The 12,735-nt window shown below is 46.3% G+C and carries 9 protein-coding genes and 1 tRNA gene; 5 read left to right on the top strand and 5 right to left on the bottom strand.

From position 1 onward, the window contains the following. Nucleotides 1–2: 2 nt before the first annotated feature. From GWR21_RS01525 to GWR21_RS01515, 3 genes are all read right to left on the bottom strand, one after another. Nucleotides 3–827, bottom strand: a complete 825-nt coding sequence (locus GWR21_RS01525) for an SOS response-associated peptidase family protein (protein ID WP_238430129.1) — start codon at nucleotides 825–827, stop codon at nucleotides 3–5. 15 nt (nucleotides 828–842) lie between these two features. Next, nucleotides 843–1,187 carry a hypothetical protein gene (locus GWR21_RS01520; protein WP_162330020.1) on the bottom strand — a complete coding sequence of 115 codons (345 nt, stop codon included), beginning with the start codon at nucleotides 1,185–1,187 and terminating at the stop codon, nucleotides 843–845. 992 nt (nucleotides 1,188–2,179) lie between these two features. Continuing rightward, a tRNA-Lys gene (locus tag GWR21_RS01515) sits at nucleotides 2,180–2,252 on the bottom strand. A gap of 144 nt (nucleotides 2,253–2,396) precedes the next feature. Between GWR21_RS01515 and GWR21_RS01510 the strand changes: the two genes are divergently transcribed. The 3 genes from GWR21_RS01510 (at nucleotide 2,397) to GWR21_RS01500 (ending at nucleotide 7,703) form a co-directional block, all read left to right on the top strand. Next, nucleotides 2,397–3,197, top strand: coding sequence for an SDR family oxidoreductase (locus GWR21_RS01510; protein WP_162330019.1), 801 nt, complete (start codon nucleotides 2,397–2,399; stop codon nucleotides 3,195–3,197). A 266-nt stretch (nucleotides 3,198–3,463) separates the two neighbouring features. After that, nucleotides 3,464–4,285 carry an SAM hydrolase/SAM-dependent halogenase family protein gene (locus GWR21_RS01505; protein ID WP_162330018.1) on the top strand — a complete coding sequence of 274 codons (822 nt, stop codon included), beginning with the start codon at nucleotides 3,464–3,466 and terminating at the stop codon, nucleotides 4,283–4,285. 190 nt (nucleotides 4,286–4,475) lie between these two features. After that, nucleotides 4,476–7,703, top strand: coding sequence for a glycosyltransferase family 117 protein (locus GWR21_RS01500; protein WP_162330017.1), 3,228 nt, complete (start codon nucleotides 4,476–4,478; stop codon nucleotides 7,701–7,703). Nucleotides 7,704–7,800: 97 nt separating this feature from the next. Here GWR21_RS01500 and GWR21_RS01495 read toward each other — a convergent pair whose 3' ends face one another. Both GWR21_RS01495 and GWR21_RS01490 read right to left on the bottom strand, forming a co-directional pair. Further along, the gene (locus GWR21_RS01495) at nucleotides 7,801–8,556 is read right to left on the bottom strand and encodes a DUF2310 family Zn-ribbon-containing protein (RefSeq protein ID WP_162330016.1); all 756 of its coding nucleotides are present in this window, start codon (nucleotides 8,554–8,556) and stop codon (nucleotides 7,801–7,803) included. Between the two features lie 258 nt (nucleotides 8,557–8,814). Continuing rightward, entirely contained in the window at nucleotides 8,815–9,666 is an 852-nt protein-coding gene (locus GWR21_RS01490) for a sugar phosphate isomerase/epimerase family protein (protein ID WP_162330015.1), read from the bottom strand. Between the two features lie 355 nt (nucleotides 9,667–10,021). Between GWR21_RS01490 and GWR21_RS01485 the strand changes: the two genes are divergently transcribed. Further along, nucleotides 10,022–11,122, top strand: coding sequence for a vWA domain-containing protein (locus GWR21_RS01485; protein ID WP_162330014.1), 1,101 nt, complete (start codon nucleotides 10,022–10,024; stop codon nucleotides 11,120–11,122). A 49-nt stretch (nucleotides 11,123–11,171) separates the two neighbouring features. Further along, nucleotides 11,172–12,674 carry a sigma 54-interacting transcriptional regulator gene (locus GWR21_RS01480; RefSeq protein WP_162330013.1) on the top strand — a complete coding sequence of 501 codons (1,503 nt, stop codon included), beginning with the start codon at nucleotides 11,172–11,174 and terminating at the stop codon, nucleotides 12,672–12,674. Nucleotides 12,675–12,735: the final 61 nt, after the last annotated feature.

Below are 12,735 nucleotides of genomic sequence, written 5' to 3'. Positions count from 1 at the left end.
TTCTAGGACGCTTTTTGCAGTCGTGGGTCAATGATGTTATTGATATTCAAGGGTGTGTCGTTGCCTAATGGTGGCAGTCCGGGCCAAGTCCAGGCAGCGTCTTTACCTTTGTTATCGGGCCGTTGCCTTTTGCCGGTGAGCGGATGGACGGTGTGATAGTTCAGGTCTTCTGATGGGAGTTGGTAGTTTATGATTTCTTTGAAATCTCCGAAGGTGCGTTTGGGCGATACCCATTGCCTGGCCATCTCTAACGGTACGTAGAGGGGCATGCGGTGCTTGTTCTCTCCATGGTTGTGGATGTGGCGCATGGTTTCGTTGGCTTCGGTGGTAATCATGGCAAAGCCGGAATATTTGCGTTTCTGGCCGTCTGGTAGTTGTTCATCGTATACCTGGTAGATGCCAGGTATATAGAAGTATTCTTCTTCTGGCTGGTGATTGGTGCTGATGGCGTAGGGCACTGCTGTGTCCCAGGTGTCGATGTGCCGGTGTTCGTAAATTTTGTTTACGGGTATGAGCACCGCGTTCTTAATAAGTCCTTTGTTATTCCAATAGGAATTTGGATCGAGCAGGTTTTCCTGGCGGGCGTTGACCATGTTCAACCTCCGTCTATGAAAGGCGGCTTTGTCTGTTTCGAAGGCGGGGTGTATTCCCCATTCCATTTCTCCGAGCAGCAGGCGGTCCTGATGGCGCACGACGACGTTGGCCAGTTGGAAGGCGTTGGCGTTGATGAGTGTGAGTTGTTCGGTGCTGAACTCGAGGTGCTTTACGTTTTGTAGTTCAGGAAAAATATCGGTGATTAAGTCGATTTCTCCATTCTGCGATACCATTCTGCACATGATTTTCTATTTTATGATGTCGTAAAATAAGACACCTATAGTCTGCTTTTCATAACTGTAGGTGCCGTATAACTGGCCGGCTTCGACTTTGACGCCAAACTCGAAATGGCCCCTGTAGTTTGTAATGGAATATTGTTTGATCCTTTCTCTATGTTCTGTAATGAGCTTTTTCCTGGCGTCTTTGTCTTTGGTGGCACTATAAAAGAACTGGTAGCCTGAATTGAGCTGGAGCAGTTGTTTAATGTGCTTTACTGTTTCTTCGTTTTGCAGGTTTAATACCTTCCCTTCCCCTGGTTCCAACTGGCCGAGGTGGCTGGTTGCCTGCGGCTCATAGGAGTATGCGGTCAGCATAAATCCTTTACCTTCTGGCAGGCCGGGCCATTGGAATCGCTGGGCGACGACATAGGGTCGCCCGGCTTTGATGAATATGCTTACGAACGCTGGTGTAACGCGTTCAAATGGATTGTATGGTGATGCTGCGTTGATTTGTTCCCCTTTTTACAAACTTACTAAAATATTTAGTAATTATTACAAGATATTGGTTTATAATACATTGATGAGATCGACTGGATTGACCGTTCCTTCTCCGTCTGCGGCATTTCGCTTCACAGCACTAACGTTTCCCAGGATGGGTGAGAGAAACGTTATGTCTTTTCGTAGGGTGCGGCGGCTTCTTTCTCACTTTTGAGAAACGTCCGAAGGGAAGAGGGAACATAATAGGTACCGAAGAAGTGTTAAGATGTTTATCCTCCCCGCTAGTCTGAGTCGATCACGGTAATGGTTACCCGAAATTTTGGCACGAGTTCGAACAATATGTTTGAGCGGTTTGCACTCCGCAAGCCGGGTAACGGAAGTGAAGTGATATGTATTGGTGGTTGCTCTATGGCCTTGTTTCGTTGTTGGGTGTACTAGTCGTGGTTCGATCACGCGAAAGCAGAAAACAAAAGGCTTCTATGCAATGCAGTTAAGGACGCGCGGATTGTACGCCCTTTTGCCGTTGACGGCTTCAAGTCTCCGTCCTGATTTGCTTTAAATATCCTGTCTGTATTTTGGGTACACAAGATAAAGGCGGCCTCCATATCTTTTATGAAAGTGTCCATTTTCTTTTTTACAGTGATATAGTTGGGCAATTGGTCTTAATGGTTTGGCTATGTTCATCCCAATGTTTTGGAGCGATAGCGGATGATAGTTTCACATAAGTTCTTTGGCAACCAATTTGGCTGGGTACTCTAGCGTTTGTTTATTTTTTGCCTGGGTTTGCAGTTTACTCGATTTCATAAACCCGCCACCAGCAAGCGGTAAAATGCAAAAAAGGCGCTCGTCATGAACGCCTTTCTTATCCGTGATCCCGCTGGGACTCGAACCCAGGACCCATACATTAAAAGTGTATTGCTCTACCAACTGAGCTACGGAATCATCCCTTTTTTGTTGGGATTGCAAAGGTAGAAAAAAATTCCTTCCCACCAACTTTTTTTCAAACATTTTTACAAAACCCGCTACAGACAAAAAGAAACAACATATATCATTTACCCCTATTTTTGCATCTAAAAAAAAATTCTAATGCAAAATAAGGTCGTAGTGATCACAGGGGGTACCTCCGGTATCGGAAAGGCGCTCGCAATAACTTACCTGAAGGCCGGGGCGAAAGTTGCCGTATGCGGCAGAAAGTCCGATGTCCTCCAGGCAATGGAAAATGAAGTTGCGTCGGATAACCTCTATACATTTACTGCCGATGTGAGCAAGGAAGAAGATTGTAAACAGTTCATTGAGCAGGTCATTGCCCGGCTAGGTAAAATTGACATACTCATTAATAACGCGGGTATCTCCATGCGGGCATTGTTCCGGGATGCGGACCTGACCGTGTTAAAGCAGCTGATGGACATCAACTTCTGGGGAACCGTATATTGTACAAAATATGCGTTACCTTCATTGCTAGCGAACAAAGGAACCATTGTCGGTGTATCTTCTATAGCAGGTTACAGAGGCTTGCCCGGACGTACCGGTTATTCCGCTTCTAAATTCGCTATGCAGGGATTCCTCGAAGCGTTGCGCACTGAAAATCTGCATACAGGCATTAACGTAATGTGGGTGAGCCCGGGCTTTACCGCTTCTAATATTCGTAATACTGCACTGAATGAACAGGGACGCGCGCAGGCTGAAACACCACTCGATGAAGGAAAATTGATGAGTGCTGAAACAGTGGCAGATGAAATAATGAAGGCAGTGACAAAACGGAAACGCACATTGGTACTCACGGGTCAGGGCAAACTGACAGTGTTACTAAGTAAACTTTTCCCCGGACTGCTAGACGGTTTAGTGTATAACCATTTCAGGAAAGAACCAGGGTCTCCACTTAAATAATTAACTTTAAGCCGTTCAACGCCAATGATTGATTACAAAGGATTTAGCGTGAACGGCTTATCGTACCTATTTCAGTTATTACCACCGTTTGCTCAGTTATCACGTACCCCAAAGCCCCGACAACAGCCTATTTATAGTTATTCACATCTTAACAAGTTATTTATAAAATCAGCACAGCAACATATATATTTTATATTTCTTTGCAGACAAAATGCCTCCGATAGCCCAATGGCATTCTTTTTGGGAAATGGGTTATCATTGATAAAATGTCCATTATTACTCTGACATCCGACATCGGCCTTCAGGACTACCTGGTTGGCGCCATCAAAGGGCAGCTGTGGCAACACTGTCCTGGTGTCCCCGTCATGGACATTACTCACCAGATCTCCCCTTTCAATCTGCCACAGGCTACATATATATGTAAGAGCGCCTTCTCTTACTATCCGCCACGTACCTTCCATATTGTGCTGATCAACCTCTTTGACAGAAAGGCCGATCATGTGCTACTGGCCGAACATAATGGACAATATATTGCCTGTGCGGATAACGGACTGATAACAATGATTGCAGGCGGATCTCCTGACAAAGTGGTTAAACTACAGTTGAACAAGGAACGCCCGCAGGATACCTTTACGATCCTGAAACGCTTTGCTGATGCCTACAAAGAGTTGCAAAACGGTAAGTCGCTCACAGATATCGGCGAACTGGCCAGTGAATTCGTCATCAAGAATAACCTTCAGCCGCTGACAGGCGAAGATTATATTGATGGTCAGATCATCCATATCGACAACTTCGAGAACGTAGTGGTCAATATCACCCGCGAGCAATTTGAAGAACACCGCCAGAACCGGCCATTTTCCATCTTCTTCCGCAGAGATGAAGTGATCACCCAACTCTGTGAAACCTATGCAGACGTGCCGGAAGGTCATAAACTGGCCCTGTTTAACGCAGCTGGCTATCTCGAAATAGCCATCAATAAAGGTAATGCTGCCGGCCTCTTTGGTTTGCAGGGCTTCACCCGTGATCAGCTCACTTCCGGATACCAGAAACTGGCCTTTTACCAGACCATCCGCATTATCTTCGGCTAAATTTAGCCGGAGCCCCTTCCCTATTGCCTGCCACTTCCTTATTCCTTTGTGAATCAATCCCTTTACTACAGCGCATCTTCAGTATCCCATCTTCAAAAATTTTCTCTTATTAAAGAAAAAGTTAAAACTGTTATCTCTAATTATCATAATTTGCCACTTTTTCTATTTTTGTCGGACCTAAAACATCCTTATGAATTTTAAAAGGACCAACAATCTTGTCGGTTGGGTTGTCTGTATCATTGCCTGCACTGTCTATATTATGACTATGGAGGCCACCGGTAGTCTATGGGACTGCGGCGAGTTTATTTCAAGTGCCTACAAGGTACAGGTTCCCCACCCTCCAGGTGCTCCTTTGTTTGTGCTGTTGGGGAGGTTGTTTACGATCCCGCTGGCGCCTTCACAGGCCGCTTTAGGGGTTAACCTGATGTCTGCCCTGTCCAGTGGATTCACTATCCTGTTCCTCTTCTGGACAATCACACATTTCGCACGTCGCCTTATGACCAGGAACGGAAGCGAAATGACCCGTGAAAAAATGATCGCTATTATGGGTGCAGGTGTAGTTGGCGCATTAGCGTACACCTTCTCTGACTCATTCTGGTTCTCTGCAGTAGAAGGTGAGGTATATGCAATGTCCTCGCTCTTCACCGCCATCGTATTCTGGGCTATCCTGAAATGGGAACACGAATCTGACGAAGCCTACGCTGACCGCTGGATCGTTTTCATCGCTTTCATGATGGGTCTCTCTATCGGTGTCCACCTGCTGAACCTCCTCACGATCCCGGCTATCGTTATGGTGTACTACTTCAAACGTTATAAAGTAACTCCAATGGGTACTTTCTGGGCGTTTATCATTGGTTGTGCCATCACCGGTCTCGTACAGAAGTTTGTTATTCAGGATACTGTCAAGGCTTCCGGTCTGATGGATGTATTCTTTGTAAACTCTCTGGGTCTGCCTTTCTACAGTGGTTTCGCCTTCTACTTCATCGTGCTGGCAGGTATCCTGCTGTATGGATTGAAGAATCCGAAATTTGGTATCTATGCGCCACTGATCCTGGTAGCTTCAGTTATTGTCATCCCTGCCTTTAACGATGCTTCAGGCGCTGGTTTGAAAATATTTAAGCTGATCGTTGCTGCTGCAATCGTAGCGGTCCCTTATTTAGTGAAGCTGTTCGATGTAAAGACTGATTCTCAAAACTTCGCACACTTCACCAAAGTAACGATTTACTCTATCATCTTCCTGTTACTCGGTTACTCTACCTACATCACTACTATGATCCGCTCTACCGCGAATCCTTCCGTAGATATGTATAACGTAGATAACCCGATCTCCCTGGTAGGTTACCTCGGTCGTGAACAGTACGGTGACTTCCCGCTGGTATACGGTCAGGTATTTACCGCCCGCCCTACCGGTTATGAAGAAGTAGGTAATATCTACGCCCGTGGTAAAGACAGTTATGTGATCGCCGGTAAAAAACAGGTACCAGTATATGCTGCCGAAGATAAGATGCTGTTCCCCCGTGTATGGGATGCCAGCAACGATCAGGGTCATGCGGACTACTACCGGGACTGGCTGGGTCTGACTGACAATCAGCGCCCTAGCTTTAAGGATAACGTCAGCTTCTTCGTAAGCTACCAGGTTTACTTCATGTATTTCCGCTACTTCATGTGGAACTTCTCTGGAAAACAAAATGACACACAAGGTTACGGTAACAAACGTGACGGTAACTGGATCACCGGTATTCCTTTAATTGACAATGCGTTCTATGGCGACCAGTCTATGATGCCGGACAGTCTGAAGAACAATAAAGGACATAATACCCTGTTCCTCCTGCCATTTATACTGGGTGTAATTGGTTTCTTCTATCAATATAATAACCACCGTAAGGATACTCTGGTCACTACGCTCCTGTTCTTCTTCACTGGTTTTGCTATCGTGCTTTACCTGAACCAGGCTGGCAATCAGCCGCGTGAACGTGACTATGCATACGTAGGTTCCTTCTATGCATTCGCTATCTGGATCGGTTTGGGTGTACTCGCCCTATTCGAATTCCTGAAAAGTAAGACCAAATCCGCGATCTCTGCACCTGCAGCAGCTATCGTCTGCCTGCTCGCTGTACCGGTACTGATGGGCTTCCAGGAATGGGATGACCACGACCGTTCTACTAAAACAATCGCCCGTGATGTGGCTGCCGACTACCTGAACTCCTGTGCTGAAAATGCCATCCTGTTCACTGTCGGTGATAACGATACTTACCCACTGTGGTATGCTCAGGAAGTAGAAGGTATCCGTCCTGATGTACGTGTGATCAACCTCAGTCTCCTTGGTGTTGACTGGTATATCGATCAGCAGCGTCATATGGTAAACAAGAGCGCAGGCGTTCCAATGTCCTGGTCTCCTGATAAATACCAGGGCGAAAACCGCAACTACATCCAGTATTATGATGGTGGTAACTTCCCGCAGGATAAATTCTATAATCTGAAAGAAGTGATCGCATTCATGGGTTCTGATGATCCTCGTGTGAAACTGTCTACTACTGATGGCTCACAGATCAACTACCTGCCTGCAAAGAAACTGTTCATACCTGTGAATGTAGCCGATGTGATCAAAAACGGTACTGTTGATATCCATGACAGCGCCCGTGTACTGCCTCAGGTGCCTTTCCAGATCAATAAAACCTATCTGCTGAAGAATGACCTGGCTGTATATGACATCATCGCTACCAACGAATGGAAACGTCCGATCTACTTCACCAGCCCTACCGATCTCGGTCTGAACGACTACCTCCGTCCGGATGGTCTGACTTACCGCCTCGTACCGCTGAAGAAGACTGATAATAACGATCCGATGGGTGCTGATGATAACGTGAACATCCCTGTGATGTACAAAAACCTGATGGAGAAATTTGCTTTCGGTGGTGCTAACACTCCAGGTACTTATTTCGATGAGCCTAACCGTAAGCTCCTGCAATACCTGCGTAACGCTTATACCAAACTGGGTACTGCAATGGCAGTTGAAGGTAATAAAGACTCCGCACTGGCTGTACTGAACAAGAGCGATAAAAACCTGCTGGAAGGTAACTTCCCTTATGCGATGACCACTCCGGGACAGATGCATAACTACAGCTCTATGCAGACTGTATACGCATACTACCTGGCCGGCGATCCTAAGAAAGCAGATGAGATCTCTCAGAAGATCATCAGGGACTGTACACAACAGTTACAATACTACCGTAGCCTGCCACCATCCAAAATGAATGGCTTACACCGTGACATGCAGCTGGCGGAACAGTTCATCACCCTGCTGCAACGTATGAAGGAAGATTTCACTCATCCTGAACGTCGCCAGCAACCGCTGGACCAACCAGGCACTATCATTGATAGTCCTGAACAAACAACTGACGGCGCTGATGTTAAGTAATCGTCACTGCTGACAATACATAAAATTAAAGGGCGTTCGCTGTTAGCGGACGCCCTTTAATTTTATGGTAGGACCGATGCCTTCGCATAGTTAGCTTTTAGTCTTTAGACAACAGGGACACTAACCTGCATGGATCGCATTGCAGGTCAACTGAGCTTATTTTCTTCTCCGCCAGCCGCCATTCACCGCCACAGGAAGGACAGGCATTCTCCATCACATTGTTGTTGTAATTAAATAGATGATAGTAGCTGGGTTTACCTGTCAGCTCCTCTAACCGGGTACAGATCTCCCGGCCTTTTGTTGTCAATGAACTTTCAATGCCCGACAGGTAATCATGGAACGCCTGATCTCCCAGACTCCCCCGGAACCATAGATTATAGATCTCATCATAGGTATTCGCCCAGGAATGGATATCTTCGAAGCTCTTGTTACGAATATGTGTATACGGAAGCGCATATAGCGGAATAGGGTCAAACGTGTCGCCCGACCTTACCGGGGGTAAAATACCTGAAAAGAGGATCAGCGAATTGGATGTATCCAGATCGGCCGTAGGCACAGGTACCGGATGCTCTCCTACATAACTGCTGGTAACAGCGACACCGTAGCGATCCATTAATGTATAGATCCATTGATTCACGTAATCATTATTATAACGCTTATCAAGCGAATCTCTTCTCAGACATTGCACATGCAGAGAGACCGTGTTCTCCTGGAAAAGAAAAACATCATTCTGAGATATTAACTGACCATTGGAACGAAGGGAACGGATATAGAAGTCGGCATCATCCAGGAATGAATCCATGTGCTCCTTCGGCAACGCGGACGTTTGAAACAGGATCTGAAAAATAAACATAGGGTATAGTTGTACATAAATAGGATATACTAAATATACCTAAATCATCTCATTATAAAAAATCTTTATTACCTCCAATACCTCTGATTACTAAGGCCATAGGTGATATAAACACCATCCCTGGCCACCTCATAACGTACCCCGCCCCCGGTAAGTCTTAGATACCCTTTTTCCATAAAAACAATATCCCACCGTCAGCTTCCATAAAAAAAACTCCCGCTTTTGCAGGAGTTTCCTTCATCAAACATTATAACACTATTATAATTTTCCTACCTGGTCCCACCAGAACTTCACACTCTCTTTCACGTCCGGCACACTGTTGTCCCAGTTATACTCATATTCTACAGAAAACATGCCTTTAAATGCCTGTGCTTTCAACTCTGCCAGCACAGCAGGCATATTGCAAACACCATTCCCCCAGATGACATCATGTGCATCACGCGACTTCTCATTCAGGTCTTTAAAATGCAGATGCAGCACGTGTCCCTTCAGCTGCCTGATACACTCCACCGGCTCCATACCTGAACGTACCCAGTGACCAATATCGGCGCAGGCGCCCATATATTTGCTCCTTCCTTTAATAGCAACCAGCACGCTGTCCGGATGCCAGTAATGACTAGGTTTAGGATGATCATGTATAGCTACCTTGATCTTATACCGGTTACACAATGTAGACACTACGTCCCAATGCACACGTTTAGGTTCCGCAGTGATCACCTGAATGCCCATTGACTTCGCAAATTTAAATACCTGTTCCCATTCCAGTTCGCTATCCGGCGATACAACCCCGTAAGCAACCAGCTTCTTCTTCTTCTCCTTCAGCATGGCCTTTACCTCAGCCTGTTTTGTCTCATCCATTCTCCAGTCAAACTTGCCGTCAATTCCGTTACCGATAGGCTGACCATTATAGCATTCAACATACTGGACACCAACGCTGTCCATTTTGTCCAGTGCCTGCGCCAATGTGAAACGGTTGAATGTATATGCCTGCGCCCCCAGTTTCCATCCCAGCTTGTCAGCCTTACCCTGTGCAAAACTTAACGTGGATGTCATCGTAGTGCCGGCTAATATACCAGCCAGCAACAATACGCTGCTCAGTTTTTTAATCATCTGCTATGGTTTTAATTTAAGCTCTGTTGGAAAAATAACAGCTTTACAGGAAGAAAGCAAGAAATGAATGAGGAATTAAGAACGAGGAATGAGGAATTTATTTTAAGGATAATCTTGCACTGTTCAACAACCGTCACCATTAATAGCCATGGCTGTTTTATCGGTTAGGCGCCATGACGTACGCAATTCCTAATTCCCGAACACTGTTATACCTTCCCGCCACCTTATATATTAAATTCCTCCTCATACATAATCCGCTAACCAATATCGATATTCTTCGTTATATTATTTTGAAATTACCGGCCATGGAGTAGGTATATACATCATACGACTAAATTGCCTAATTTTAAATATTATGAGAGGCATACATTTTTCCAAATTTGAACCCGATGAGCAGCAGGGAAAATCGCCCTTTGAGAAGTTACTGGATGTGTTCACCCAACTGCTGACTTACACCAGCGGAGACGTAAGTGAAGCATTACAATGGCTGACCGAACTGGACAAAGAGTACCACCTCACCAATGATGAATATGGCATCGGAGACTTTATACAGGAGCTGAAAGAAAAAGGATATATCCGTGAGAACGAAGAAAGCGGTAATATTCAGATCACCGGCAAAACCGAACAGAATATCCGGAAACGGGCACTGGAAGAGATCTTCGGCAAACTGAAAAAGTCTACCAACGTCGGTAATCACAACACCCGCAAATCAGGCCAGGGAGACGAACTGAACGCCGACAGCCGCCCTTATCAGTTTGGGGATGCACTGGAACAGATCGACATGACTGCTTCCATCCGCAACGCCCAGATCAATCACGGTATCGACAGCTTTTCCATTCATCAGGATGACCTGGAGATCCAGGAGACCGACTTCAAAACACAGACGTCCACCGCCCTGATGATCGACATCTCCCACTCCATGATCCTCTACGGTGAAGACCGTATCACGCCAGCCAAGAAAGTAGCCATGGCCCTGAGTGAACTGATCACCACCCGCTACCCGAAAGACACCCTTGACATCATTGTATTTGGTAACGACGCCTGGCAGATCGAGATCAAAGATCTCCCTTATCTGCAGGTCGGTCCTTTCCATACCAATACCGTCGCTGGTCTCGAACTGGCCATGGACATCCTGAGACGCAGACGCAACCCGAACAAGCAGATCTTCATGATCACTGACGGTAAGCCCACCTGCCTCAAGAACGGGAAAGAGTACTATAAGAACAGTTTCGGCCTGGACCGTAAGATCCTTAACCGCACACTCAACCTCGCTGCTCAGTGTAAGAAACTGAAAATTCCGATCACTACATTCATGGTAGCTACCGACCCGTGGTTGCAAAAGTTCGTAACTGAGTTTACTGAAACCAACAACGGGAAAGCCTTCTTCTCAGGTCTGGATAAACTGGGACAATTCCTTTTCTTCGACTTCGAGAACGGTAAAAGAAAGATGGTCTGATCATAACAGCCGTCACCTTATCATTGATAGATAATCCATTAATACAAACATGAATATTAACATAAGTACGTTAGGTGAATTAAAGAAGAGTGGATATAAACCTAAATCCGTTAAAGAAGAGATCAGACAGAACCTGATACTCAAACTTCAGCATAAAGAAAACGCATTCCCCGGCATCATCGGTTATGAAGACACCGTTATACCCGATACGGAAAGAGCCCTGCTCTCCCGCCATAATATCCTGTTCCTCGGTCTCCGCGGACAGGCAAAAACCCGTATGGCCCGTCAGATGGTTTCCCTGCTGGACGAATACATTCCTATTGTGGAAGGCTCTGAAGTGAACGACAGCCCATTTGACCCGCTCTCCCGCTACGCACGCGACATCGTGCATGAGCTGGGAGATGCCACGCCGATCGCCTGGGTACACCGTGACCAGCGCTATAGCGAGAAACTGGCTACGCCGGACGTATCTGTGGCCGACCTCGTAGGTGATATTGATCCGATCAAAGCAGCTAACCTGAAACTGAACTATGCGGATGAACGCGTGATCCACTTCGGTATCATCCCCCGTTCCAACAGGGGTATCTTCGTCATTAACGAACTGCCGGATCTGCAGGCCCGTATACAGGTATCCCTGTTCAATATCCTCCAGGAAGGTGATATCCAGATACGTGGTTTCAAAGTGCGCATGCCGCTCGATATACTGTTCGTGTTCACTGCGAATCCGGAAGACTATACCAACCGTGGTTCTATCGTCACACCACTCAAAGACCGTATAGAAAGCCAGATCATTACGCACTATCCGAAGAATATTGAGAACTCCCTGCTCATCACTGAACAGGAAGCGAATGTGCACGCCGACCAGCAACACGTACATATCAGCGATATGATCAAACGACTCATTGAGCAGGTAGCTTTCGAAGCCCGTAACAGTGAGTACGTTGATAAGAAAAGCGGTGTATCCGCCCGTCTGACCATCGCTGCCTACGAAAATGCTGTCAGTGCCGGTGAACGCAGGGCGATCATCAATAAAGAGAAATCGACCTACGTACGCATCGCCGACCTGCAGGGTATCATTCCCGCCATTACCGGTAAAATAGAACTGGTATACGAAGGCGAACAGGAAGGACCTTTGCAGGTAGCCGTAAACCTGCTGGATAAAGCGATCCGCAGTGTGTTCTCTCAATACTTCCCGAACCCGGATTCCTTTAAGAAACGCAAGCAGAATGCCGCCGCTGCCGAGAATCCTTACAGGGCCGTTATCCAGTGGTTTGACAAAGGCAATGCCGTACAGTTATTACAGGATGTCAACGATAAACAGTACGAAACCGCACTGTCAAAAGTTGAGGGCCTGAAAGAACTGATAAAGGGCAAATTTCCGCAGGCCAATAACAAGGAACAGTTACTGCTGATGGAATTTGTTTTACACGGACTGGCCTCCTACTCCCTGATCAGCAAGAAGGTAGTGGAAAATGAGACCCGGTTCAGTGACCTCCTGGGCACCATGATGAACTTCGGTACCAGCACAGAAGAAGAAAGCGACGAATTCTAAAATATACCGCACCCGTTTATAACGCGGAATATTGAAAGAGAACTACTCAGATTGCTGTTGC

Origin of the sequence: Chitinophaga agri (genome assembly GCF_010093065.1) — a bacterium.
GTDB lineage: Bacteria > Bacteroidota > Bacteroidia > Chitinophagales > Chitinophagaceae > Chitinophaga > Chitinophaga agri.
Note: the sequence above shows the minus strand (reverse complement) of the source record. Positions and strands in the feature narration are given on the sequence as shown.